The sequence below is a fragment of the Stenotrophomonas nematodicola genome (genome assembly GCF_009467805.1).
GTDB lineage: Bacteria > Pseudomonadota > Gammaproteobacteria > Xanthomonadales > Xanthomonadaceae > Stenotrophomonas > Stenotrophomonas nematodicola.
The window spans coordinates 401,440-424,430 of record NZ_WIAY01000003.1 but is presented as its reverse complement, the minus strand read 5'-3'; the positions used below and the strand labels follow the sequence as shown (position 1 = coordinate 424,430).

Genomic DNA, 22,991 nt, shown 5'->3' with positions numbered 1-22,991 from the left:
GACGTTTCCCGCGGCAGGAAAAAACGCGGTTGCGACATGATCGAGGTGCTGTCAGCTCCGGACGGATCAGGAACGCAACTGCGGCTGCGTCCCCCACGGGCGCTCGATGCCCGGCAGTTCGTCCTGTTGTTTGCCGTGTTGGCGGGTGCGATGGGGGTGGTGGCCGGCCTGGGCTGGTTCGCCGGCAACGTGTTCGCTCCCCTCTTCGCGCTGCTGTACAGCCTGTTGCTGGCAGTCGCACTGCGTGCGTTGTGGCGCAGTGGAGAGCGGCAGGAAGAGATACGGGTAGTGCCAGGGTGCGTGGAGGTCATCCCCGTACCCGGGCAGTTGCCGGTGTTCAGTGCCCACCCGTACTGGGTGACGCTGGTCGCCGACGATGAGGCGGTCCGACTGGTGTCCAGCGGTCGGCAGGTGGCGGTGGGATGTTTCCTCGCACCGGTCGAACGCCAGGCACTGGCTCAGAAACTAGAAGGCTTGCTCGCGGCCAGCGATGGCTGCAACCGACGACGCTAAGGGTCTAGGCAATGAAGCAATGCAGAAAGTGGGGCAGGACGTTCGGAACATCAGGCGTGTGCGGGGCGGCGCTGCTGGCGCCGGCGATGGCGTTGGCCCAGGCGGCCGACCCCAAACCGTGGCAGTTGAACATGGGCAAGGGGGTGACCCAGAGCTCGCGGTTGGCGTGGGAATCCAACCTGTTCTCGCTGTGGGTCTGTACCGTGATCGGGGTGCTGGTCTTTGGCGCGATGTTCTACGCCATCTTCAAGTTCCGTAAGTCCAAGGGCGCGGTCGCTGCCCAGTTCAGCCACAACACCAGGGCCGAGGTCATCTGGACGGTGATCCCGGTGATCATCCTGGTGGTGATGGCGTGGCCGGCCACGGCCAATCTGATCAAGTTCTACGACACACGGGATGCGGAGATGACCGTCAAGGTCACCGGCTACCAGTGGATGTGGAAGTACGAGTACCTCGGCGAGGAGGTGGCCTTCACCAGCCGCCTGGACCGCGAGTCCGACCGCATGCGGCAGAGCGGCAAGGTGCCCACCCGCGAGTCGCACCCGCACTATCTGCTGGATGTGGACAACCGGCTGGTGCTGCCGGTGGATACCAAGGTCCGCTTCGTCATCACCTCCGACGACGTGATCCACGCGTGGTGGGTGCCGGCACTGGGCTGGAAGCAGGACGCCATTCCCGGCTTCATCAACGAAGCCTGGACCAACATCGAAACCCCCGGCGTCTATCGCGGCCAGTGCGCCGAGCTGTGCGGCAAGGACCACGGCTTCATGCCGATCGTGGTCGAAGCGGTGTCCAAGGAGGACTTCCAGAAATGGCTGGCCTCGCGCAGGCCCGCACCGGCCCCGGCAGCGGAAACGCCGGCTGCGGCACCGGCTGACGCCGCACCGGCCCCGGCCGCCGAACCCACGGCACCGGCAGCACCGGCCGCAGCAGACAGCAACGCCTGAAATCGAGCCGCGTCCGCCAGCCGGCGGGCGGGGGTACCACCGGATCCAGTGAGGTGTAGTTGCGATGGCGCATTCCGCAGTTGACCACGACGGGCACCACGGGCATCAGCAGAGCTTCTTCGAGCGTTGGTTCTTCTCGACCAACCACAAGGACATCGGCACGCTCTACCTGCTCTTCAGCTTCATCATGTTCATCATCGGCGCGGCGATGAGCGTGATCATCCGTGCCGAGCTGATGCAGCCCGGCCTGCAGTTCGTCAGACCGGAGACCTTCAACCAGCTCACCACGGTGCATGCGCTGGTGATGATCTTCGGCGGCGTGATGCCGGCGTTCGTCGGCCTGGCCAACTGGATGATCCCATTGCAGATCGGCGCGCCGGACATGGCGCTGCCGCGCATGAACAACTGGTCATTCTGGCTGCTGCCGGTGGCCTTCAGCCTGCTGCTGCTGACCTTCCTGCTGCCGGGCGGTGCCCCGGCCGGTGGCTGGACCCTGTACCCGCCGCTGTCGCTGCAGGGCGGCTACAACGTCGCCTTCACCGTGTTCGCCATCCACGTGGCCGGCATCAGTTCGATCATGGGCGCGATCAACATCATCGCCACCGTGCTGAACATGCGTGCCCCGGGCATCGACCTGCTGAAGATGCCGATCTTCTGCTGGTCCTGGCTGATCACCGCCTTCCTGCTGATCGCGGTGATGCCGGTGCTGGCCGGCGCGGTGACCATGCTGCTGACCGACAAGTTCTTCGGCACCAGCTTCTTCAACGCGGCCGGCGGCGGCGACCCGGTGATGTTCCAGCACATCTTCTGGTTCTTCGGGCACCCGGAGGTGTACATCATGATCCTGCCGGCCTTCGGCGTGGTCAGCGAGATCATTCCCACCTTCAGTCGCAAGCCGCTGTTCGGCTACCAGGCGATGGTGTACGCGGTGGCCGCCATCGCCTTCCTGTCGTTCATCGTCTGGGCCCACCACATGTTCACCGTGGGCATGCCACTGGGCGGCGAGATCTACTTCATGTTCGCCACCATGCTGATCTCGATCCCCACCGGGGTGAAGGTGTTCAACTGGGTCAGCACCATGTGGCGCGGCTCGCTCACCTTCGAAGCGCCGATGCTGTGGGCGGTGGCCTTCGTGATCCTGTTCACCATCGGTGGCTTCTCCGGCCTGATGCTGGCGATCGTGGTGGCCGACTTCCAGTATCACGACACCTATTTCGTGGTGGCGCACTTCCACTACGTGCTGGTCACCGGCGCGGTGTTCGCGCTGATCGGCGCGGTGTACTACTGGTGGCCGAAGTGGACCGGGCGCATGTACAACGAAACGTGGGCCAAGATCCACTTCTGGTGGACGATCGTGTTCGTCAACCTGCTGTTCTTCCCGCAGCACTTCCTCGGGCTGGCCGGCATGCCACGCCGCATCCCGGATTACAGCGTGGCCTTCGCCGACTGGAACCTGATCAGCACGATCGGTGCGTTCGGTATGTTCGCCACGCCGTTCATGATGGCCGCCATCCTGATCGTCTCGCTGCGCAACGGCGAGAAGGCGGCAGACCGCTCCTGGGAAGGCGCACGGGGGCTGGAGTGGACGATTCCCTCACCGGCACCGGCGCACACCTTCACCGTGCCGCCGGTCATCCGCCCGGGCGATCTGGCCCACGACGACATCACCCACTGAGGTTGCCATGCACACGCCTCCGCACGACATCGACAGCCTGGCCCTGCGCCGCCGCCGCGCGCAACGTACGGCGTGGGTAGTGGGCGGCGTGGCCGTGCTGGTCTATGTGGGCTTCATCCTCAGCGGGGTGATCGGGCGATGAGCGACGAACGCCCCACGCCGCCTGCGCGACACGCGGGTCTGCCCCGGCTGATCGGGGTGGCGGTGGCGGTGTTCGTACTGACGTTCTCGCTGGTGCCGCTGTACCGCATCGCCTGCGAGAAAGTGTTCGGCGTGCGCCTGGAGCGTGGCCCGGGCGCGGCGGCGGCCACCACCGCCGGCGGCAAGCGCACGGTACGCGTGGAGTTCGACGGCGGCGTGAATTCCAAGCTGCCGTGGTCGTTCCATCCCGAACAGTTGACGATGGACGTCGTTCCCGGTGAGCTCAACGAGGCGCTGTACTACGCGCGCAACGACAGCGATCGTGCACTGGTCGGCAGCGCGGTGCCGTCGGTCGCGCCGGCCAAGGCATCGGGCTACTTCAGCAAAACCGAGTGCTTCTGCTTCACCGCCCAGACCCTGCAGGCCGGCGAGAAGCGTGACATGCCGGTGCGCTTCATCGTCGACCCGGACCTGCCCGCCAACGTCACCACGATCACGCTGTCCTACACCTTCTACAAGAACGACGCACTGTCCGCGCAGCTGGCCCCGGCGACACCGCCGGCCACCGCGCGCTCGGCTCCCTGATACGTACCCGGACACAGACTCATGGCCCAGCAAAGCCCCGATGCCAACGTGTACTTCGTGCCCACGCACAGCAAGTGGCCGTTCATCGGCTCCATCGCGATGATGGTGACGATGGTCGGCGTGGCCAGTTGGCTCAACGATTCCGGTTGGGGCAAGTGGACGTTCTACGCGGGCCTGGCGATGCTGGTGCTGACGCTGTTCTGGTGGTTCAGCGACGTGGTGCGCGAATCGCAGGCCGGCAACTACAACCGCCAGGTCGACGGCTCGTTCCGGATGGGCATGGTGTGGTTCATCTTCTCCGAAGTGATGTTCTTCGGCGCCTTTTTCGGCGCGCTGTTCTACACCCGCAACCTGGGACTGCCGTGGCTGGGCGGCGAGGGCGATGGCGTGATGACCAACGAACTGCTCTGGGACGGCTACTCGGCCGCCTGGCCGACCAACGGCCCGGGCAGCATCGGCGGTCACTTCCAGACGATCCCCGCGTGGGGCCTGCCGCTGATCAACACGCTGATCCTGCTCACCTCCGGCGTCACCCTCACCATCGCCCACCACGCACTGAAAGCCGGCCATCGCCGCCAGCTGCTGGTGTGGCTGGGCATCACCGTGCTGCTGGGCGCGTTCTTCCTCACCCTGCAGGCCGAGGAGTACATCCACGCCTACAAGGAACTCAACCTGACGCTTGGTTCGGGCATCTACGGCTCGACCTTCTTCATGCTCACCGGTTTCCACGGGGCGCATGTGTTGCTGGGCACCATCATGCTGGTGGTGATGTGGCTGCGCTCGGCCAAAGGCCACTTCACCCGCGACAACCACTTCGGCTTCGAAGCGGCCGCGTGGTACTGGCACTTCGTCGACGTGGTCTGGCTGATGCTGTTCCTGTTCGTCTACGTGCTGTAGCGTCGCAGCGACGGGATGCCGCGCCGGTGCGACGCGGCATCAGCCACCGATCCCGTGGGGCTTGATCCAGCCGCTGTAGATGCCGATGACCACCAGCAGGAACAACGCCACCGACACCGCGATGCGGCGCGTGAGGGCGTTGACGGTTCGCTTGGTCTGGCCGCGATCGACCAACAGGTAATACAGTCCCGCGCCCAGATTCCAGACGATGACGATCAGAAACGCGATTACCAGCAGGGTCTTCAACGAATCATTCATGCGCGGCTCGATGGCAGGGCGGGGTGGCCTATCTGACCGCGTTTTGCCGGCGTTGTCATGATGCGCCAGCACACACGCCTGATGGGCTGGATCGCAGCGCTGGCGACCATCGCCCTGTTCTGCTTTCTCGGCCACTGGCAACTGCAGCGGATGCACGAGAAACAGGCACTGCTGGACCAGCAGGCGCCCGCCCGCGCGCAGGCCCTGACCCTTGCCGAGGCGCTCGCAGCGCCGCCACAGCTGCGGTGGGTGGTGGATGCCGGACGCTTTCTTCCCGTGGCGCTGCTGCTCGACAACCAGATGCGCAATGGCCGCGCCGGCATCAAGGTCTACCAGCCGTTCCGCAGCGATGCCGGTGCGCTGGCGCTGGTGGACCTGGGCTGGTTGCCGATGCCACCCGATCGCACGGTGCCCACTGTCACCCTGCGCGATGACTCCGTGCGGCTGGCCGGCCTGCTCGCGCCGCCGCCGGCCGCCGGGCTGGCGCTCGGCCCGGCGATGTCGCCTACGCAGCAGACCAACGTCTGGCTGGCCAGCCGGATGCCGCCGGACGAGGTGGCGGTTGCGCTGTCCCTGCCACCCGGCAGCCTGCCGGCCCGCGTGCTGCGGCTGGACCCGGCGCTGCCCGGGGGCTACGCGCGCGATCTGGAGCTGCTGCCCAACACCCTGCCGCCCAGCCGCCATCTCGGTTACGCCGTGCAGTGGTTCGGCCTGGCCCTGACCGTTCTGATGGTTGCCCTTCTGCTCGAATGGCGCCGCCACCGTCGTCCGGACGGATCGTCCAGCCCTGGCCGCGCCCCCTGACCGGCACACCTCCTCCTTCCATGAGAAAATCGCACGCATGAATGCCACCCCGCAGGAACAGCTCAACGCCCGCAACCGCGGTCGCTGGACCCTGATCGCCCTGTTCGGCCTGTTCTTCGGGGTGATGGCGCTGGCCGGCGTGCTGCGTTTCTCCGGCTGGCAGCCCACGGCCCATCGCAACACCGGGCAGATGCTCGCGCCGCCGGTGGATCTGGTGGCCAGGCCGCCCACGCTCGCCGATGGCCAGCCCTACCCGTGGAATCCGCAGGCACGCACCTGGCGCATTCTGGTGGCACCGGGCGACGGCTGTGCGGCCGAGTGCGTCACTTTGTCGCAGGGATTGGGCAAGGTGTGGCAGCTGTTCGGCCATAAAGCCGATAATGTCGAGATCCTGTGGCTGGGCACGCCGCCGGCCGAGGTCCAGGGCCTGCCCGCGCTACGCGTGCTGCGCGCCCAGCCGGACCTGCGTGCCGCCTTGCCCGCCGTGGATGACGCCGCCGGCACGCCTGTGTATGTGATCGATCCCAACGGGTTTGTGATCATGCGGTATGCGCCGGGATTCGCATTGGCCGGTCTGCACAAGGACATGGCCACGCTGTTGAAACTGAAGTGAGTTCCGTTTGATGAACCCCACCGCGCGCCCGGCGCTGCATCGCAATTTCCACCGTCTGGCGTGGTTCGCCCTGATCATGACGGCCAGCACGATCATGTTCGGATCGTTCGTGCGTCTGTCCGATGCCGGCCTGAGCTGCCCGGATTGGCCAACCTGCTATGGCCGTGTCACCTGGCCGCAGCATGCCGAAGAAGTCATCGGCCACGAGGCGGCGAAGATCCGGCCGCTGGAAACCCACAAGGCATGGCGCGAGCAGGTCCACCGTTTTCTCGCCGGCGCGTTGGGCATCGAGATCCTGACCCTGGCCCTGCTGGCCACGCGCCGCCGCCGCTGGGGAAGCACGGCGGTGGTGACCGCCTGCGTCCTGGTGGCCACCGGCATACCGCTATACATGATGGGCATGCATGTCCCAGCGAGCATCATCGCGCTGATCGGCGAGGTGATCCTGCTGGTTGCCGCGTGGCGCTGGACCAACAGCGATCTGGCCCGCGTCGCGCTGCTGACCCTGGCCGTGGTGATCTTCCAGGCACTGCTGGGCATGTGGACGGTAACCTGGATGCTCAAGCCCATCGTGGTGATGGGTCACCTGCTGGGTGGGATGCTGATGTTCGGGCTGCTGGTGTGGATGGCGTGGCGCGCCACGCACATGCCGATCACCCTGGCCGAGGCACCGAAGCTGCGGTGGCTGATCCGCGCCGGTGTGGCCCTGCTGGTGCTGCAGATCGCCCTGGGTGGCTGGGTCAGCGCCAACTATGCCGCGCTCGCCTGCGGCGGCGGCAGCGCTTCGCTGGACAACTTCCCGCGCTGCGTGAGCCAGTGGTGGCCACCGCACAACTTCAGTGAAGGCTTCACGCTCTGGCGCGGCATCGGCGTGGATTACGAAGGGGGGGTGCTCGACGGTGCGTCGCGCATCGCCATCCAGATGGCGCACCGCCTGATGGCCATCGTGGTGGGCCTGTACCTGCTGTGGCTGTCGGTGCGCCTGTTCCGCCTGCCGAGCATGCGCGGCTGGGCGACGGCGCTGGGTCTGCTGGTCGCCCTGCAGATCACGCTGGGCATTCTCAACGTGAAGCTGGCCGTGCCGCTGGAAGTGGCCGTCGCACACAGCGGCGGCGCGGTTGCGCTGCTGTTCGTGCTGGTGACGCTGCTGGCGCGCCTGCGGTCGCCGGATGCGGCCAGCCGGCCCTCGGCTGTGGCCTCCGGTACGGTGGGCTGACGACATGCTGAGCAACTACCGCCAATACTGGGACCTGACCAAGCCCAAGGTCGTCGCCCTGATCGTGTTCACCGCGCTGGTGGGCATGTTCCTGGCCATTCCCGGGCTGCCCACCGCGCAGCAGGCGCTCGATGGCGCGCTCGGGTTCCTGGGCATCTGGCTCGCCGCCTCGGCGGCCGCGGCGATCAACCAGCTGCTGGATGCGCACATCGATGCGCAGATGGCGCGCACCTCGTGGCGCCCGCTGGTGGTGGGCAAGGTCAAGCCGTGGCAGGTGCTGGTCTTCGCCGGCCTGCTGATCGCGCTGTCGATGACCATCCTGATCGTGTGGGTCAACGTCATCACCGCGGTGCTGACCTTCGCCTCGCTGATCGGCTACGCGGTGATCTATACCGTGTACCTCAAGCGTGCGACCTCGCAGAACATCGTGATCGGCGGTCTGGCCGGCGCCACCCCGCCGATGCTGGGCTGGGCCGCGATCACCGGCATGCAGGGGCCGTGGGACTGGGCCTATGCGTCGTTGCTGGTGCTGATCATCTTCATCTGGACGCCTCCGCACTTCTGGGCGCTGGCGATCTTCCGTCGCGAGGATTACGCCAAGGCAGAGATCCCGATGCTGCCGGTGACCCACGGGGTGGTGTACACCCGCAAGTCGATCATGGCGTATTCGATCGCACTGGCCGTTGTGAGCATCCTGCCGGTCGTGTTCGGCATGAGCGGCATGTTCTACCTCGGCGGGGCAGTGGTGCTCAACGCGGTCTTCCTCTGGTACGCCTGGCGCATGCTCAACCCGCCGGATGAACTGTTCTCGATGAAGATGTTCGGCTACTCCATCGTCTACCTGATGGCGCTGTTCGCCTTCCTGATGGTGGACCACTGGATGCTGCCCTGGTTGTAGGACGCGGGCGCGCTGCGACGCGCGCCTTGAATCTCCGGCAACTGTCGCCATTGCTTTCATGACCCAACAGGACGTGACGGCATGAAACGATGGATGCCAAGCGCAGTGCTGGCCATGACGCTGCTGTGCAGCGCGGCGATGGCCGCGCCTGCGCCCGATGACACGGCCACGCAGATCATGGCGCACGCCGGCGACCACCGCCTGGTCGTGCTCGGCGAGTACCACGGCACCGCCGAAACGCCGCTGCTGGTGGCCGACCTGACGGAGCGTTACAGCCGCGACAATGCCGCCGTGCGGCTGGCGCTGGAACTGCCGATGAGCGAGAACGCGGCCCTGGCGCGCTATCTGCGCTCGGACGGCGGTGCCGACGCGCGCGACGCGCTGCGCACTTCGCCGTTCTGGGCGGTCAAGGACGATCAGCATGACGGGCGCCGCAGCAGCAACATGCTGGACCTCATCGACGCGGTGCGCGCGCTGCGCGCCCAGGGCCGCGATGTGGGCATTGCCGGCTATGACGTGGAAACCGGCACCTCAAAGGACAACCAGACGCGCGATACGGCGATGGCAACCCACCTGCGGCAGCAGTTCAGCGCGCTGCCTGCCGATGCGCGGATGCTGGTGCTCACCGGTAACGCGCATGCGCTGCGCGCGCGCCCGCAGGGCGCACCGGCGGAGATGCAGCAGCAGCCGATGTCAGCGCAACTGCGCGATCTGCCGCTGTACAGCGTACGCCTGGACGCGCTGCGCGGAGAGGCGTGGGCCTGCCTGGACCGCTGCGGCCCGCGATCGCTGGTCGAACAGCCGGCACACGCGCCGCGCGTCGATACGCATCCACGGCGCAGCTACGATCTGGTGGTGTGGATGCCGCAGCTCAGTGTTGGCCGTCTGGTCGATTGAACGGGCTGGCGACAGGGCGTACACGTTGGAACGGGCTCACTGCCCTCCACCACCTTTCACCGGCTTCACCGGATCCCGCGCATACCGCTGCGCGATCATCGCGCAGACGATCAGCTGGATCTGATGGTAGATCATGATCGGCAGCACGATCGCGCCGAGGCTGCCGCCGGCGAACAACACCTTGGCGATCGGCACGCCGGTGGCCAGGCTCTTCTTGGAGCCGCAGAACAGGATGGTGATCTCGTCTTCGCGGTTGAAGCCCAGCCGCCGTGCGATGAAGCGGATCGTCGGCATGGCGATGCCGAGCAGTACCGCCGCCACGATAGCTACCGTGAGCAGGGACAGCAGCGGCGTCTTGCTCCACAGCCCTTCGCTGACCGCTTCACCGAAGGCCGAGTACACCACCAGCAGGATGGTGCCCTGGTCGGTGTAGCGCAGCAGCGCGCGCTGCCGCTCCACCCAGCGGGCGATCCACGGCCGCAGCAGGTGGCCGGCCACGAACGGCACCAGCAGCTGCAGCATGATGCTCACGATGGCATGCACGGGGTTCTGCATGCCGCCTTCGGTACCGGCCAGCACCGTCAGCAGCAGGGGGGTCAGGAACACGCCGAGGATGCTCGACAACGAGGCACTGCAGACGGCGGCCGGCACGTTGCCGCGTGCCATCGAGGTAAAGGCGATCGACGACTGCACGGTCGAGGGCAGCGCGCACAGGAACAGCACGCCGATGTACAGCTCCGGCGTCAGCAGCCAGCCGTCCAGCGGTTTGAACAGCAGCCCCAGCAGGGGGAACAGCACGAAGGTGCAGCCGAGGATGGTCAGGTGCAGCCGCCAATGCAGCATGCCGGCGACGATCGACTCGCGCGGCAGGCGCGCGCCGTGCAGGAAGAACAGGGCGGCGATGGCGACGTCGGTGACATCGTCGAGCACCATTGCCGCGGCGCCGTGCATGGGCAGCAGCGAGGCCAGCAGCACGGTGCAGAGCAGGGCGAGGGTGAAGTTGTCCGGCCGCAGGCGCGACCACCAGGGCGTCATGCGCGGCATGCTCCTGTCGTGGGGGGAAGGGGGGACGGACACGCGTACTGGATCAACGCGCGGTGTCCTGTTCAAGCAGGACGCGGGTCCTGGCGTCCAGCGAGGTCATGCCGGCATCGCGGCCGAACTGCAGTGCGTCTTCGACCGACGCGCCCTGCCGGGCCTTCATCAGCGCCAGCAGGGCGCCGACGCGGTTGCCGGAGGCGCAGTGCAGCAGGACCGGGCCCTGGCTCTGTGCCAGCGCGGTGCGCAGGGCCTGCACATTGGCGTCGGTGAGGCCGGCAGCGCCGGCAACCGGGATGCGGACATAGCGCAGGCCCAGGCGTTCGGCAGCGGCGGTTTCGTCGAACCCGCGCTTCTCGTCGGGCTGGCGCAGGTCGATCAGGGTGGTGATCCCCGCGGCGGCGGCCTGCTGCAGTTCGGCGGCGCTGGGTTGGCCGGCGGTGTAGAGCTGCGGCCGTGGCTGCGCGAACGGCAGCGTCGCGGCCCAGGCGGGCAGGGCCAGCGCGAGCAGCGCGGCGATCAGGCCGGCACGGCGCCAGTGGACGATCGATGCAGCGGGACGCGCGATGTGGGGTGCCACGGCAGCTCCGTCGGTCAGAAGCGGATGGTGCTGCGCGCTTTGAGCAGTTCGCGCAGCTCGTACTTGTCAGTATCGTCCAGACCCTGCTGGCTCTGCTTTGCCTGAAGCTCGTCCAGACGTTGCATCAACAGCTGCTTTTCCAGCTGGGCGACCGCATCGTGCAGTTCCTGGGTCCACATCGCCTCGTCGCCGGGCAATGTCTGCGCGGCGAGTCTGTGCAGCGCCTCCTGTTCCTCGCGGCCGTCGAAGTGCTGCAGCAGGGCACCGGTGCTGATATCGGGCCGCTGCTCGACCAGGGTCAGCAGTTCCAGCAGCAGGTCCACGCCGGGCAGGCGCAGGCCGTTGAAGTGATGCCCCTCCAGGGTCATCGCCAGCGACGGCTGCTGCAGCAGGATGGCGATGGCCGCGCGCACCAGGCTGCGGCGCTGCGCCGGAGCGACCGCGCGCGATGGCGGGCGCGCGACCGGCGTGGCCGCACCCGGCTTGGCGCCCAGCCCGGTCAGCGCGGTCAGCTGCTGCTTCATCAGGTCGCCGAAGGCGCCGTCGGGAATCTGCGCCAGCATCGGTTTGGCGCGCTCGGCCAGCCGCGCCTTGCCGTCCAGCGTGGCCATGTTGACCTCGCGGGTGAGCTCGTCGAAGAAGAACTGCGACAGCGGCGTGGCCTGCTGCAGACGGGCATCGAAGCCTTCGCGGCCTTCCTTGCGCACGATGGTGTCCGGGTCCTCGCCATCGGGCAGGAACAGGAAGAAGGCCTGACGGCCATCCTTCATTCGCGGCAGCACCGATTCCAGCGCACGCCAGCCGGCGCGGCGACCGGCGGCATCGCCGTCGAAGCAGAAGAACACGTCCGGCGCGTTGCGGAACAGCAGCTCGGCATGGTCCGGCGTGGTCGCCGTGCCCAGCGTGGCCACCGCCTGGGTAACGCCGAACTGGAACAGCGAGACCACGTCCATGTAGCCCTCGACCACGATCAGCCGCTCGATCTTCTGGTTGGCCTGGCGCACCTGCCACAGGCCGTACAGCTCGCGGCCCTTGTGGAACAGGGCGGTCTCGGGCGAATTGAGGTACTTGGGCCCATCGTCCTTTTCCATGACCCGGCCGCCATAGGCGATCACGCGGCCACGGCGATCGAAAATCGGGAACATCACCCGGTCGCGGAACTTGTCGTAGACGTGCCCGCGGTCGTTCTTGGAGAACAGGCCGGCGCGGTCGAGCAGCTTCATGCGCCGCTCGTCCTTGCCCAGCGCATCCTTCAGCGCGCTGTAGCCATCGGGCGCATAGCCGATCGCAAAGCGCGCGCGGTTCTCTTCGTCCACGCCACGCTGGTCCAGGTAGGCACGGGCCTTGTCGCTGCCCTCCAGCGACTTCTGGAAGAAGCGCGTGGCCGCATCCAGCGCGGAGTACAGATCGCGGCTGTCATCCTGCTGCTGCGCCGTGCGCGGCTGCGTATCGCGCGGTACTTCCATGCCGACGCGCTTGGCCAGTTCGTCGACTGCGTCGAGGAATTCCAGGCGGTCGTAGTTCATCAGGAAGCTGATCGCGGTGCCATGCGCGCCGCAGCCGAAGCAGTGATAGAACTGCTTGGTCGGGGAAACGGTGAACGAGGCCGAGCGCTCGTCGTGGAACGGGCAACGCGCCGCATACTCCTTGCCCTGGCGTTTCAACGGCACGCGGCTGCCCACCACCTCGACAATGTCGGAGCGGGCCAGCAGGTCATCGATGAATGCGTCGGGGATACGGGCCATAGGCAGCAGGCAGGTGGCGCGGCCGGAGAACGGCCACGCAGGGCAGCGGGGGACCGGACTAGTCTACTAGCTGCCGGCCACTTCGCCCGGTTTGGGCGCGGCGATCCCGGCCCGCGCCAGGTGGAACCGGGCGCGCAGCCGCTCATCGACCACCGCGGTCATCAGCGCGCCCACGAAGAACACCACAGTGGCGTAGTAGATCCACACCAGCGAGATCACCAGCGCGCCCATCGAGCCGTAGGCGCTGCCAGGGGCGACCGTAGCGATGTACAGGCCGATGGCATAGCGGCCCAGCGCGAACAGCGCCGAGGTGATCGCGCCGCCGATGAAGGCCTGGCGCCACGCCACGCGGCGGTCCGGCAGGTAGTGGTAGAGAAAGGCGAAGCCCACCGTGTACAGGGCCAGGCTGGTCAGGTAGCCCACGGCCGGCAGCACCGAGGGCAACTGCGCGAAGGCCACCTGCAGCATGGTGGTGGCGGTCATCGACAGGATCAGCAGGAAACCCAGGGCGAGCACCACGCCGAACGAGAACACCCGCTTGCGCAGCCACGCCACGATGCCGTCCAGGCGCTCGCCGCTGGTGTTGAAGATCAGGTTGAGGGCGTTCTGCAGCTGCGCAAACACCGCCGTGGCGCCGATGAACAACAGCAGCGTGCTCCACACGCCGGCGAGCGAGCCGACATCGGGCTGGTTGTCGGCGTTCCTGAGCACGGTGTCGGCCACGGTGGCGGCACTGCTGCCGGCGACGTCGTGGATCTGTGCGATCAGCGCCTGTTGGGCCGGCGGATACAGCGAGGCGGTCAGCCACAGCAGCAGGACCAGCAGCGGCGCCATCGACAGCAGCGCATAGAAGGACAACGAAGCGGCCTGGGTCAGTACGTCCACCTCGACAAAGCGCTTGCCCACGGCAACCGGAAAGCTGCGTTCAAGCCGGTCCACATACTTGCGCAGGCGGTGCGGAACGCGGGAGGGGTCGTGCGCCGGGTCGGGCGCCGGAGAAGGGGGCAGCGAAGACATGCCGGGATTTCTAGCAGCCCCGGTTCGAAGACCGGGTGAAACGCGCGCAGTGCTGCACCACGCGCGTCGATGATCGGCGCCCGCCACGGGACGGGCGCTGCATGCGGGCGCTCAGCCGGCCAACTGCGCCTTGACCAGCTTGGACACCAGGCCCATGTCGGCCTGGCCCGCCAGCTTGGGCTTCAATGCGCCCATCAGCTTGCCCATGTCCGCTGCGCCGGTCGCGCCGGTTTCGGCGATGGCGGCCTGGATGGCGGCCACGATCTCGGCTTCGCCCATCTTGGCGGGCAGATACTGGTCGATGACCACCAGCTCATCGCGCTCGATCTGCGCCAGGTCGTCACGATTGGCCGCTTCGTACTGGGTGACCGAGTCCTTGCGCTGCTTGACCATCTTGTCCAGCACGGCAACAACGGCGGCGTCGTCCAGCTCGATGCGCTCGTCCACTTCCTTCTGCTTGATCGCCGCGTTGATCAGGCGGATCACGCCCAGGCGGTGCTTCTCGCCGCTCTTCATGGCGGCCTTCATGTCATCGGTGAGCTGCTGCTTCAGGCTCATGGAACACCTCGTATCGGTGGAAGAGGGGGCAATCGATAGCTGGGGACGGGAACGCAAAAAGCCGGTAACGCTTGCGCGTTCCGGCTTCGGCTCCGCCGCGACAGGACAGGCCTGCCGCATCGAAGTTGCGTCCGATCAGTACAGGCGCTGACGCTTGGTAACGTCGCGCGACGAGCGGCGCAGCTGACGCTTCACAGCAGCAGCAGCCTTACGCTTGCGCTCCTGGGTCGGCTTTTCGTAGAACTCGCGCTTGCGGGTTTCGGCCAGCACGCCGGCCTTTTCGCAGGTGCGCTTGAAGCGACGGAGCGCAAACTCGAAGGGCTCGTTCTCGCGGACTTTGACGCTGGGCATGGAATCTCCGGGACACAGTAGAACCGGGTCACGCCCGGTGAGAGCCGCACATTATAGCGGCGACAAAAGAAGTTGCAACCCACCCCGGCAAACTTCTTGGCCACAGGTGGTGTCAGATGGGCTGGCGGTGCATCTGCCGGGCCTCAAGAGGTCCATAATACGCGTTATGCGAGTCCTTGGTATCGAATCTTCCTGCGATGAGACCGGCGTGGCGGTGTACGACACCGCGCTGTCCGGTGTCGACGCCCTGCGCGCCCATGCGGTCTACAGCCAGATCGCCCTCCACGCTGAATACGGTGGGGTGGTGCCCGAACTGGCCAGCCGCGACCACGTGCGCAAGCTGCTGCCGCTGATCCGGCAGACCCTGGCCGAGGCCGGCATGCAGGTCTCGGACATCGACGGGGTGGCCTATACCGCCGGTCCGGGGCTGGTCGGTGCCCTGCTGGTCGGCGCCGGCGCAGCCCGTTCGCTGGCCTGGGCGCTGGAGGTGCCGGCGGTGGGTGTCCACCATATGGAGGGTCATCTGCTGGCCCCGCTGATGGAAGACGACCCGCCGGAGGCCCCGTTCGTGGCCCTGCTGGTGTCCGGAGGCCATACCCAGCTGGTGGCGGTGGACCGGATCGGCCAGTACCGCCTGCTGGGCGAGACCCTGGACGATGCGGCCGGCGAGGCCTTCGACAAGACCGCCAAGCTGATGGGCCTGCCGTATCCGGGGGGGCCGCAGCTGGCTGCGCTGGCCGAGCGTGGAACACCGGGCAAGTACCGTTTCACCCGGCCGATGACCGATCGCCCCGGGCTGGATTTCAGCTTCTCCGGCCTGAAGACCCAGGTGCTGCTGGCTTGGCGCGACAGCGACCAGAGCGAGCAGACCCGCGCCGATATCGCCCGTGGCTTTGAAGATGCCGTGGTGGAAACCCTGGCGATCAAGTGCGACCGCGCGCTGGATGCCGCCGGCTGCGACGTGCTGGTGGTGGCCGGTGGCGTGGGGGCCAACCGGCGCCTGCGCGCCCGCCTGGACGAGATGGCCCGCCGCCGTGGCGGCCGCGTCTGCTTCCCGCGCCCGGCGCTGTGCACCGACAACGGCGCGATGATTGCCTTCGCCGGCGCGCTGCGGCTGGAAGCGGGGCAGCACACCCCGCCGCAGGTGCAGGTCACCCCGCGCTGGGACATGGCTACGCTGCCGGCGGTGTAGGACGCCTCAGCGGCCGCATCAGACCGGCCGTTGATGCAGGCGCTGGGTCACGGTCTTCTCGCGTTGCATCCAGTGGTCGAACTCTGCGCATTTGGGCACCACGGCCACTGCGGGCCGTACTGCAGCGCGAGTGCATCGGCGATGGCGCTTCGTTCCGGGTTCCCGGCACGTTCCGGACCGGCCCGTTACCATGTTCGCCATCTTCCACGTGGCATTCCTATGGACAAGGTATTCATCGAAGGGCTCGAGATCGACGCCCTGATCGGGATCTACGACTGGGAACGGCGGATCCGCCAGACCCTGCGTTTCGACCTGGAAATGGGCTTCGACAACCGCCGCCCGGCCGCCAGCGACGACATCGCCGATACCCTCAATTACAAAGCCGTCAGCAAGCGCATCGAGCAGTTCGTGCGCGAGTCCGACTTCGGCCTGGTGGAGACACTGGCCGAACGCATCGCCGAGATCGTGCTGCGCGAGTTCAACGTGGAGTGGCTGCGGCTGAAGCTGAGCAAGCCGGGCGCGGTACGCGGCGCCCGCGCGGTCGGCGTGATCATCGAACGCACCGCCACCCAGCACCCGTAATGCCGGGCTCCGCCCGGCAACGCAAACCCGTAGTGCCGGGCTCTGCCCGGCAACGCGCACCCGTAATGCCAGGCTCTGCCCGGCAACGCACACCCGTAATGCCAGGCTCCGCCCGGCAACGCACACCCGTAATGCCAGGCTCCGCCCGGCAACGCGCACCCGTAATGCCAGGCTCTGCCCGGCAACGCAAACCCGTAGTGCCGGGCTCTGCCCGGCAACGCGCACCCGTAATGCCAGGCTCTGCCCGGCAACGCACACCCGTAATGCCAGGCTCTGCCCGGCAACGCACACCCGTAATGCCAGGCTCTGCCCGGCAACGCAAACCCGTAATGCCGGGCTCTGCCCGGCAACGCACGCATTTGGAGACCCCCCACCATGCTTGATGCGGTAGTGGCACCCCAATGGCTGCAGGACCTGCAGCGCACCCTCGAACCCTGGCCCTGGGCGTACACCCTGGTGGTGGTGGCAGCCGTGGCGCTGGCCGCCTGGCTGGCCAACTTTGTCACCAAGCGGATCCTGCTGCGCGGCCTGCGCAAGCTGGTCAACCGGCTGCCCGGCAATGGAGCGGGCAATGAAGGCCGCAACAACCTGCGGGTGATCTCGCGCCTGGCCAACGTGGTGCCCAGCATGGTCATCGCCGCCGGCGTCCAGGTGGTGCCGGGCCTGCCGCCCCAGCTGGTGGAGTTCGTGATGGGGGCCTGCCGGGCATGGGCGGTGCTGACCGTGGCGCTGGCCGTCTCGCACGCACTGGATGCGGCCAACGATCTGTACGAGCGCCGCCCGGACGCGCGCAACAAGCCGATCAAGGGCTACCTGCAGGTCGTGAAGATCGTGGTGTTCGTGATCGCCGGCCTGTCGATCGTGGCGACCCTGCTCGGCGTGAAACTCGGCCCGCTGGTCACCGGTCTGGGCGCGGCCACCGCCGTGCTGATGCTGATCTTCCAGGACACCATCCTGTCGCTGGTGGCCAGCGTGCAGATCAGCGGCGATGGCCGGGTGCGGCTCGGCGACTGGATCGAGATGCCCAGCCAGAACGCCGATGGCGATGTGATCGACATCGCCCTGCACACCATCACCGTGCAGAACTTCGACAAGACCATCACCACCATCCCGACCAAGAAGCTGGTCACCGAGTCGTTCAAGAACTGGCGCGGCATGCAGGAGGCCGGCGGACGCCGGATCAAGCGCGCGCTGTACCTGGACCAGCACAGCGTGGATTTTCTGGATGCGACGGCGCTGGCCCGGCTGGAGCAGTTCGCGGTCCTGCGCGAGTACCTGCGCGACAAGCAGGCCGAGCTGGAGCAGTGGAACGCCGACCTGCGTGCCAAGGGCATGGACGCGATCAACGCGCGCCGGGTGACCAACCTGGGCACCTTCCGCGCGTATGTTGAACGCTATCTGCGCCAGCACCCGGGCATCCATACGGACATGACGTTGCTGGTACGGCAGCTGCAGCCCACCACGGAAGGCCTGCCGCTGGAGATCTACTGCTTCACCCGGACCACCGCCTGGGCCGACTACGAAGGCGTGCAGTCGGATGTGTTCGACCACCTTCTGGCGATCCTGCCGGCCTTTGGGCTGCGGGTATTCCAGGCGTCGAGCGATGCCATGTTGATGGCTGCGCAGCAGCAGCGCGCCTTCGCGGAGTAAGCTCCTCTGCCCCCGGCGGCGCCCCTGCGACGCCGGAATTTCCCCACGGGGAAGAAAAATGAACGCCAAAATCATTCACAACGGGCTCGGGAACGCTAGAATCCCGGCCTTGTAAACGTTTTCATAAGGACAGCCGGTGGCCGCCGATCGCATCGAAACCCTCATTGCCCAGATGACCGTCGAAGAAAAAGTCGGCCAGCTGGGTGTGTTCGCGGACATGGTCCGGCCGTTCGCGCCGGATGTGAATCCGGAAGCGAACGTCAGCAACGCCGACCAGGTGCTGCAACAGGTCCGCGAAGGCAAGGTGGGGTCGCTGTTCAACGGCGTGGGCGTGGAAGCCGGCCGCCGCATCCAGCAGGTGGCGCTGGAAGAGAGCCGCCTGGGCATCCCGGTGATCCTGGCAGCCGATGTCATCCACGGCATGCGCACCGTGTTCCCGATCCCGCTGGGCGAGGCCGCGAGCTTCGAGCCGGAGCTGGCCGAGCGCACCGCGCGCGCCACGGCGGTGGAAGCCACTGCCGCGGGCCTGCACTGGACGTATGCGCCGGCGGTGGACATTGCCCGCGACCAGCGCTGGGGCCGTGGCGCCGAGGGTGCCGGTGAAGACGTGGTGCTGGGCTGTGCGTTCGCCGCCGCCCGCGTGCGCGGCTTCCAGGGCCCGGACCTGCGTGCGGCCGATGCGCTGCTGGCCACGCCGAAGCACTTTGCCGCCTATGGCGCGGTGATGGCCGGCATGGAATACAACATGGTCGACATCTCCCCGCAGACTCTGCGCGATGTCCACCTGCCGCCGTTCAAGGCGGCCTTCGAGGCCGGCGCGCTCACCGTGATGTCGTCCTTCAACGACATCAACGGCGTGCCCGCCAGCGCCAATGCCGAACTGCTGACCGACATCCTGCGCGGCGAATGGCAGTTCCCGGGCGTGGTGATCTCCGATTACACCGCCGACATGGAACTGGTCGCCCACGGTTATGCCGCCGACGACCGTGATGCCACCGCCAAGGCGTTCACCGCCGGGTTGGACCTGAGCATGCAGAGCGGCTTCTACGCCGAACATCTGCCGGGCCTGGTCGCCAGTGGCGAGGTGCCGATGGCCACGCTGGATGAATCGGTGCGCCGCATCCTCAGGCTGAAGGAAGCGATTGGCCTGTTCGACGATCCCTACCGCTCGCTGGATCTGGCGCGTGAAGCCGATACCGCGCACATCGCCGCGCACGACGCGCTGTCGCGCGATGCCGCGCGCCGCTCGATCGTGCTCCTGAAGAACGACGGCGACGTGCTGCCGCTGAAGAAGGCCGGGCAGAAGATCGCGCTGATCGGTCCGTTCGTGCAGGACCGCGACAACATCGAAGGCTGCTGGACGCTGTTCGGCGACAAGTCGCGCTATGTCACGCTGGAAGCCGGCGTACGCGCGGCCATCAGCGATGAGGCCCTGCTGGAAATCGTCCCGGGCTGCGCGCTGGAAGCGCCCCTGCAGGACGGCATCGAACAGGCCGTGGCCGCTGCGCTGCGCGCCGATGTGGTGGTGCTGGCGCTGGGCGAACCGCAGCGCTACAGCGGTGAGGCGCAGTCGCGGGTGGAGATCACCCTGCCGCCGGCGCAGCAGGCGCTCGCCGAAGCGGTGGCGATGACCGGCAAGCCGCTGGTGGTGCTGCTGCGCAATGGCCGTGCGCTGGCGCTGCAGGGGGCCGTCCGCAACGCGCAGGCGGTGGCGGTGACCTGGTACCTGGGCACCCAGACCGGGCCGGCCGTGGCCGATGTGCTGTTCGGCGACTACAACCCGTCCGGCCGTCTGCCGGTGAGCTTCCCGCAGGTGTCCGGCCAGCAGCCCTTCTTCTACAACCATCCGCGCACCGGTCGCCCGGAACTGCCGACCATGTCGGAGTTCAAGGCGCGCTGGCGCGAGATTCCCAACGCGGCGCTGTACCCGTTCGGCCACGGCCTGGGCTACACCACCTTCGACTACGGTGTGCCGCAGTTGAGCAGCAAGACGCTGGGCTGGGACGACACGCTGACCATCACCACCACGCTGACCAACACCGGCGCGGTGGCCGGCGAGGAAGTGGTGCAGTTGTACATCCACGACCGCGTCGCCAGCCGCGTGCGTCCGGTGCGCGAGCTGAAAGACTTCCGCAAGGTGGCCCTGCAGCCGGGGCAGAGCACGCAGGTGCAGTTCACCCTGGATCGCCATGCGCTCGGGTTCACCGGCCGCGACGGCGTGTTCGGCGCCGAACCGGGGCAGTTCGACCTGTGGGTGTGCGCCTCTTCGGCCAGCGGCGAGCCGGTGATCTTCGAACTGCTCGCCGGTTGATCGGCGGTGCCGGCGGCTGGCCGGCACCGCGCTCGTCATCCTTGGCTGACGGCGCCGGCGCTAGGCTGGCAACCCGGCTGAACCGATGGAGCGTCCGATGCGCCTGATCCCATTCCTGGTCCCCACGCTGTTGCTGGCTGCCTGTTCGCAGCCGGCATCGCCACCGGCAGAGACGGCCGCCACGTCGCCATCGGTGGCCAGCACCGCGCCACCCGACGAGGCGCCAGCGGCCGGCCTGTCGCCGGATGCGGTGGAACCGGCCGCCGATGCGGCGCCGCCGCCCGCCGCCCCCGCGCCTGCCGCCGCCGCCGACGACGTGCGCCAGCGGATCGACCGTGTTCTCGGTGATGCCGCGCAGTACGAAGCGGTCTTCATCGCCTTCCAGAAGGCGGTCAATGGCGGCGACCGTGCCGCGGTGGTCGAGGAAGTCCGCTTCCCGTTGAAGATCGCCAACGGCGCCACGATCGCCGGCCCGGGCGAGTTCCAGCGCAATTACGAGCGCATCCTGACCCCGGCCGTGCGCAAGGCCATTGCCGCGCAGACCTTCGACACGGTGATGGTCAACCAGCAGGGGGTGATGATCGGCGACGGCCAGGTCTGGCTCAACGGCGCCTGCCTGGACACGGCCTGCAGCCGTACCGAGGTCAAGGTCGTCACCATCCAGTAGGGCAGCGCGCGGCCGCGCCCCCGCCAGACGGCGAGGGCGCCAGGCCAGTGCCGGCGCGGTGCCGGCGCTGCAGGATCAAGCTTTCGGGGTCAGCTTCAGCAGCTTTCCGTTGCTGCCGTCTTCCAGCAGCCAGATCGCGCCGTCGGGCCCTTGCTCCACTTCGCGGATGCGCTCACCCATGAGGAAGCGTTCGGCTTCGCGTGCGTTGTCGCCGTCGAAGGCCACCCGCACCAGCGAGGTCGACGACAGCCCGCCGATGAAGCCGCTGCCCTTCCACTGCGGGAACAGCGTCCCGGAGTAGATGATGAAACCGGCCGGCGAAATCACCGGCGTCCAGGTCACCTTCGGCGCGGCGAACTCGGGCCGGGTGCTGTGGTCGGGAATCTCGCGGCCGTCGTAGTGGTTGCCGTTGGAGACCACCGGGTAGCCGTAGTTCGCGCCGCGCTCGATCAGGTTCAGCTCGTCGCCGCCGGCCGGGCCCATCTCGTGCACCCATAGCTTGCCGCGCGCGTCAAAGGCGATGCCCAGCGCGTTGCGATGGCCGAGCGACCACACCTGCGCGGCCACGCCACCCTGCGAGGCGAAGGGATTGTCGGCCGGCACGCTGCCGTCGTCGTTCAGCCGTACGATCTTGCCGAGATTGCCGCCCATGTCCTGCGCCGGATCGAACTTCTGGCGCTCGCTGGAGGTGATCCACAGCTTGCCGTCCGGCCCGAACGCCAGGCGGTGGCCGTAGTGTCCCTTGCCCTCGACCTTGGGGGTCTGCCGCCAGATCACCTTCAGATCCTGCAGCGCGCCGCTGCCGTCGGGCTGCAGCACCAGTCGCGCACGCGCCACGGCCGCGCCACGGGTGTCGCCTTGACCGGCCTCGGCATAGCTGACGTACAGCAGTTGATTGCGGGCGAAATCCGGATGCGGCAGGACATCGCCGAAGCCGCCCTGGCCGCCGTAGGCCACCGCGGGCACGCCGCTGATGGTGGCGCTGGTGCCGGTGGTGGGGTTGACGTGCTTGAGCGCGCCGCGCTTCTCGCTGACCAGCAGGCTGCCGTCAGGCAGGAAGCTCATCGCCCACGGCTCGTTGAAGGTGCCGACGGCGGTAGCGGTGAACGGCCAGTTCGCCTTTTCGACCGCAGGCGCGGTGGCCGTATCGGCGGCCACGCAGGCGGTGGTGAACAGGGCGGGGGTAAGGCTGATGGCGAGCGAGAGCAGCAGCTTGCGGGTCATGGAGTATCTCCGGAGGGGATGCGATGGCCAGATAGGCGTTGTACACCATGCCTGTCCTCGCCGCGTGCACCATACGTCATTCCCCGTATGCGCCAGTGCGTGGATCGGCTACCGTTGGCGCCAGCCGCCCGTGGGGCGGCCCCGCAGCACTGTCTTCCAAGGGAGTTGGAATCATGAAGCAACAGGTACACAAACCGTCCGCCGCGTTCATCGCCGCCTCGTGGAGCGCGCTGCTGCTGGGCGCTGCTGCTTATCTGGTGGGCCTGTTCAACGCCGAGATGGCGCTCAACGAGAAGGGCTACTACCTCACCCTGCTGCTGTTCGGTCTGTTTGCGGCGGTGTCGCTGCAGAAGAGCGTGCGCGACAAGGCCGAGGCCATTCCCGTCAGCGGCCTGTACTACGCGCTGTGCTGGTTCGCCCTGCTGGCTTCGCTGCTGTTGCTGCTGGTGGGCTTGTGGAACGCCACCCTGCTGCTGAGCGAGAAGGGCTTCTACGGCATGGCCTTCGCGCTGGCGCTGTTCGGCGCCGTGGCCGTGCAGAAGAACACCCGCGACCTGATGGCCGCCAACGGCGCAACGCTGCCGCCGCTGCCGGCCCGGCCGGTCACGCCGCCCTCGCTGGACTGAGGGCGA

Annotated in this window: 25 protein-coding genes; 17 read left to right on the top strand and 8 right to left on the bottom strand. The window is 67.4% G+C overall.

Going from position 1 to position 22,991, the window contains the following annotated elements; translation table 11 throughout:
- The first annotated feature begins 36 nt into the window (after nucleotides 1–36).
- The 6 genes from GDJ08_RS12820 (at nucleotide 37) to GDJ08_RS12800 (ending at nucleotide 4,758) form a co-directional block, all read left to right on the top strand.
- Nucleotides 37–513, top strand: coding sequence for a DUF2244 domain-containing protein (locus GDJ08_RS12820; protein ID WP_017356556.1), 477 nt, complete (start codon nucleotides 37–39; stop codon nucleotides 511–513).
- 11 nt (nucleotides 514–524) lie between these two features.
- Nucleotides 525–1,460: a cytochrome c oxidase subunit II gene (coxB, locus tag GDJ08_RS12815; RefSeq protein WP_026070842.1), complete on the top strand. Its 936-nt coding sequence runs from the start codon at nucleotides 525–527 to the stop codon at nucleotides 1,458–1,460.
- A 64-nt stretch (nucleotides 1,461–1,524) separates the two neighbouring features.
- A complete protein-coding gene (gene ctaD / locus GDJ08_RS12810) occupies nucleotides 1,525–3,135 on the top strand; it encodes a cytochrome c oxidase subunit I (protein ID WP_153164999.1) in 1,611 nt (536 codons plus the stop codon).
- Between the two features lie 7 nt (nucleotides 3,136–3,142).
- Complete coding sequence (locus GDJ08_RS20330; protein WP_017356559.1) at nucleotides 3,143–3,277, top strand: hypothetical protein; 135 nt, start codon at nucleotides 3,143–3,145, stop codon at nucleotides 3,275–3,277.
- A complete protein-coding gene (locus tag GDJ08_RS12805) occupies nucleotides 3,274–3,861 on the top strand; it encodes a cytochrome c oxidase assembly protein (RefSeq protein WP_153164998.1) in 588 nt (195 codons plus the stop codon). The genes GDJ08_RS20330 and GDJ08_RS12805 overlap by 4 nt, the downstream gene beginning before the upstream one ends.
- Nucleotides 3,862–3,882: 21 nt before the next feature.
- Nucleotides 3,883–4,758, top strand: a complete 876-nt coding sequence (locus tag GDJ08_RS12800; protein ID WP_017356561.1) for a cytochrome c oxidase subunit 3 — start codon at nucleotides 3,883–3,885, stop codon at nucleotides 4,756–4,758.
- A 39-nt stretch (nucleotides 4,759–4,797) separates the two neighbouring features.
- Here the strand turns inward: GDJ08_RS12800 and GDJ08_RS12795 are convergent, their stop codons facing one another.
- Nucleotides 4,798–5,016 carry a twin transmembrane helix small protein gene (locus GDJ08_RS12795; protein ID WP_017356562.1) on the bottom strand — a complete coding sequence of 73 codons (219 nt, stop codon included), beginning with the start codon at nucleotides 5,014–5,016 and terminating at the stop codon, nucleotides 4,798–4,800.
- Between the two features lie 57 nt (nucleotides 5,017–5,073).
- On the opposite strand from GDJ08_RS12795, the gene GDJ08_RS12790 reads away from it, so the two are divergent.
- From GDJ08_RS12790 to GDJ08_RS12770, 5 genes are all read left to right on the top strand, one after another.
- On the top strand, nucleotides 5,074–5,820 hold the full coding sequence (locus GDJ08_RS12790) for an SURF1 family protein (RefSeq protein WP_153164997.1): 747 nt from the start codon (nucleotides 5,074–5,076) through the stop codon (nucleotides 5,818–5,820).
- Nucleotides 5,821–5,857: 37 nt separating this feature from the next.
- Complete coding sequence (locus tag GDJ08_RS12785) at nucleotides 5,858–6,433, top strand: hypothetical protein (protein ID WP_017356564.1); 576 nt, start codon at nucleotides 5,858–5,860, stop codon at nucleotides 6,431–6,433.
- Nucleotides 6,434–6,443: 10 nt separating this feature from the next.
- Complete coding sequence (locus GDJ08_RS12780) at nucleotides 6,444–7,649, top strand: COX15/CtaA family protein (protein ID WP_153164996.1); 1,206 nt, start codon at nucleotides 6,444–6,446, stop codon at nucleotides 7,647–7,649.
- A gap of 4 nt (nucleotides 7,650–7,653) precedes the next feature.
- Complete coding sequence (gene cyoE / locus GDJ08_RS12775) at nucleotides 7,654–8,547, top strand: heme o synthase (protein WP_017356566.1); 894 nt, start codon at nucleotides 7,654–7,656, stop codon at nucleotides 8,545–8,547.
- Between the two features lie 81 nt (nucleotides 8,548–8,628).
- Complete coding sequence (locus GDJ08_RS12770; RefSeq protein ID WP_423669406.1) at nucleotides 8,629–9,444, top strand: TraB/GumN family protein; 816 nt, start codon at nucleotides 8,629–8,631, stop codon at nucleotides 9,442–9,444.
- Between the two features lie 36 nt (nucleotides 9,445–9,480).
- Here GDJ08_RS12770 and GDJ08_RS12765 read toward each other — a convergent pair whose 3' ends face one another.
- The 6 genes from GDJ08_RS12765 to rpsU all read right to left on the bottom strand — a co-directional run bounded on the left by GDJ08_RS12765 (nucleotide 9,481) and on the right by rpsU (nucleotide 14,733).
- Nucleotides 9,481–10,479: a bile acid:sodium symporter family protein gene (locus GDJ08_RS12765; protein ID WP_153164995.1), complete on the bottom strand. Its 999-nt coding sequence runs from the start codon at nucleotides 10,477–10,479 to the stop codon at nucleotides 9,481–9,483.
- A 52-nt stretch (nucleotides 10,480–10,531) separates the two neighbouring features.
- Nucleotides 10,532–11,029 (bottom strand): protein tyrosine phosphatase family protein, encoded by a 498-nt coding sequence (locus GDJ08_RS12760; RefSeq protein WP_423669464.1) that lies wholly within the window; start codon nucleotides 11,027–11,029, stop codon nucleotides 10,532–10,534.
- A gap of 47 nt (nucleotides 11,030–11,076) precedes the next feature.
- Nucleotides 11,077–12,807 carry a DNA primase gene (gene dnaG / locus GDJ08_RS12755; RefSeq protein ID WP_153164993.1) on the bottom strand — a complete coding sequence of 577 codons (1,731 nt, stop codon included), beginning with the start codon at nucleotides 12,805–12,807 and terminating at the stop codon, nucleotides 11,077–11,079.
- Between the two features lie 66 nt (nucleotides 12,808–12,873).
- Entirely contained in the window at nucleotides 12,874–13,824 is a 951-nt protein-coding gene (locus GDJ08_RS12750) for a YihY/virulence factor BrkB family protein (protein WP_229296519.1), read from the bottom strand.
- A gap of 111 nt (nucleotides 13,825–13,935) precedes the next feature.
- Nucleotides 13,936–14,382, bottom strand: a complete 447-nt coding sequence (locus GDJ08_RS12745) for a GatB/YqeY domain-containing protein (protein ID WP_136007121.1) — start codon at nucleotides 14,380–14,382, stop codon at nucleotides 13,936–13,938.
- Nucleotides 14,383–14,517: 135 nt separating this feature from the next.
- On the bottom strand, nucleotides 14,518–14,733 hold the full coding sequence (gene rpsU, locus GDJ08_RS12740) for a 30S ribosomal protein S21 (RefSeq protein ID WP_002808376.1): 216 nt from the start codon (nucleotides 14,731–14,733) through the stop codon (nucleotides 14,518–14,520).
- A gap of 166 nt (nucleotides 14,734–14,899) precedes the next feature.
- On the opposite strand from rpsU, the gene tsaD reads away from it, so the two are divergent.
- From tsaD to GDJ08_RS12715, 5 genes are all read left to right on the top strand, one after another.
- Nucleotides 14,900–15,925 carry a tRNA (adenosine(37)-N6)-threonylcarbamoyltransferase complex transferase subunit TsaD gene (gene tsaD, locus GDJ08_RS12735; protein ID WP_153164992.1) on the top strand — a complete coding sequence of 342 codons (1,026 nt, stop codon included), beginning with the start codon at nucleotides 14,900–14,902 and terminating at the stop codon, nucleotides 15,923–15,925.
- A gap of 219 nt (nucleotides 15,926–16,144) precedes the next feature.
- Nucleotides 16,145–16,507 (top strand): dihydroneopterin aldolase, encoded by a 363-nt coding sequence (folB, locus tag GDJ08_RS12730; RefSeq protein ID WP_136007126.1) that lies wholly within the window; start codon nucleotides 16,145–16,147, stop codon nucleotides 16,505–16,507.
- 375 nt (nucleotides 16,508–16,882) lie between these two features.
- Complete coding sequence (locus GDJ08_RS12725; protein WP_017357565.1) at nucleotides 16,883–18,157, top strand: mechanosensitive ion channel family protein; 1,275 nt, start codon at nucleotides 16,883–16,885, stop codon at nucleotides 18,155–18,157.
- 136 nt (nucleotides 18,158–18,293) lie between these two features.
- Complete coding sequence (locus GDJ08_RS12720; protein ID WP_136007066.1) at nucleotides 18,294–20,468, top strand: glycoside hydrolase family 3 N-terminal domain-containing protein; 2,175 nt, start codon at nucleotides 18,294–18,296, stop codon at nucleotides 20,466–20,468.
- Nucleotides 20,469–20,565: 97 nt separating this feature from the next.
- On the top strand, nucleotides 20,566–21,135 hold the full coding sequence (locus GDJ08_RS12715) for a hypothetical protein (RefSeq protein ID WP_153164991.1): 570 nt from the start codon (nucleotides 20,566–20,568) through the stop codon (nucleotides 21,133–21,135).
- A 75-nt stretch (nucleotides 21,136–21,210) separates the two neighbouring features.
- Here GDJ08_RS12715 and GDJ08_RS12710 read toward each other — a convergent pair whose 3' ends face one another.
- A complete protein-coding gene (locus GDJ08_RS12710; protein ID WP_153164990.1) occupies nucleotides 21,211–22,359 on the bottom strand; it encodes a PQQ-dependent sugar dehydrogenase in 1,149 nt (382 codons plus the stop codon).
- 173 nt (nucleotides 22,360–22,532) lie between these two features.
- Between GDJ08_RS12710 and yiaA the strand changes: the two genes are divergently transcribed.
- Nucleotides 22,533–22,985, top strand: coding sequence for an inner membrane protein YiaA (gene yiaA, locus GDJ08_RS12705; RefSeq protein WP_017357500.1), 453 nt, complete (start codon nucleotides 22,533–22,535; stop codon nucleotides 22,983–22,985).
- Nucleotides 22,986–22,991: the final 6 nt, after the last annotated feature.

Coding starts and splice junctions, on each gene's coding strand:
- folB (WP_136007126.1), top strand. CDS start 16,145: ATGGACAAGGTATTCATCGAAGGGCTCGAGATCGACGCCCTGATCGGG.
- rpsU (WP_002808376.1), bottom strand. CDS start 14,733: ATGCCCAGCGTCAAAGTCCGCGAGAACGAGCCCTTCGAGTTTGCGCTC.
- GDJ08_RS12770 (WP_423669406.1), top strand. CDS start 8,629: ATGAAACGATGGATGCCAAGCGCAGTGCTGGCCATGACGCTGCTGTGC.
- GDJ08_RS12715 (WP_153164991.1), top strand. CDS start 20,566: ATGCGCCTGATCCCATTCCTGGTCCCCACGCTGTTGCTGGCTGCCTGT.
- GDJ08_RS12805 (WP_153164998.1), top strand. CDS start 3,274: ATGAGCGACGAACGCCCCACGCCGCCTGCGCGACACGCGGGTCTGCCC.
- GDJ08_RS12725 (WP_017357565.1), top strand. CDS start 16,883: ATGCTTGATGCGGTAGTGGCACCCCAATGGCTGCAGGACCTGCAGCGC.
- GDJ08_RS12710 (WP_153164990.1), bottom strand. CDS start 22,359: ATGACCCGCAAGCTGCTGCTCTCGCTCGCCATCAGCCTTACCCCCGCC.
- GDJ08_RS12750 (WP_229296519.1), bottom strand. CDS start 13,824: ATGTCTTCGCTGCCCCCTTCTCCGGCGCCCGACCCGGCGCACGACCCC.
- cyoE (WP_017356566.1), top strand. CDS start 7,654: ATGCTGAGCAACTACCGCCAATACTGGGACCTGACCAAGCCCAAGGTC.
- GDJ08_RS12785 (WP_017356564.1), top strand. CDS start 5,858: ATGAATGCCACCCCGCAGGAACAGCTCAACGCCCGCAACCGCGGTCGC.
- GDJ08_RS12745 (WP_136007121.1), bottom strand. CDS start 14,382: ATGAGCCTGAAGCAGCAGCTCACCGATGACATGAAGGCCGCCATGAAG.
- GDJ08_RS12790 (WP_153164997.1), top strand. CDS start 5,074: ATGATGCGCCAGCACACACGCCTGATGGGCTGGATCGCAGCGCTGGCG.
- dnaG (WP_153164993.1), bottom strand. CDS start 12,807: ATGGCCCGTATCCCCGACGCATTCATCGATGACCTGCTGGCCCGCTCC.
- GDJ08_RS12820 (WP_017356556.1), top strand. CDS start 37: ATGATCGAGGTGCTGTCAGCTCCGGACGGATCAGGAACGCAACTGCGG.
- GDJ08_RS12800 (WP_017356561.1), top strand. CDS start 3,883: ATGGCCCAGCAAAGCCCCGATGCCAACGTGTACTTCGTGCCCACGCAC.
- ctaD (WP_153164999.1), top strand. CDS start 1,525: ATGGCGCATTCCGCAGTTGACCACGACGGGCACCACGGGCATCAGCAG.
- GDJ08_RS20330 (WP_017356559.1), top strand. CDS start 3,143: ATGCACACGCCTCCGCACGACATCGACAGCCTGGCCCTGCGCCGCCGC.
- GDJ08_RS12795 (WP_017356562.1), bottom strand. CDS start 5,016: ATGAATGATTCGTTGAAGACCCTGCTGGTAATCGCGTTTCTGATCGTC.
- tsaD (WP_153164992.1), top strand. CDS start 14,900: ATGCGAGTCCTTGGTATCGAATCTTCCTGCGATGAGACCGGCGTGGCG.
- coxB (WP_026070842.1), top strand. CDS start 525: ATGAAGCAATGCAGAAAGTGGGGCAGGACGTTCGGAACATCAGGCGTG.
- GDJ08_RS12765 (WP_153164995.1), bottom strand. CDS start 10,479: ATGACGCCCTGGTGGTCGCGCCTGCGGCCGGACAACTTCACCCTCGCC.
- yiaA (WP_017357500.1), top strand. CDS start 22,533: ATGAAGCAACAGGTACACAAACCGTCCGCCGCGTTCATCGCCGCCTCG.
- GDJ08_RS12780 (WP_153164996.1), top strand. CDS start 6,444: ATGAACCCCACCGCGCGCCCGGCGCTGCATCGCAATTTCCACCGTCTG.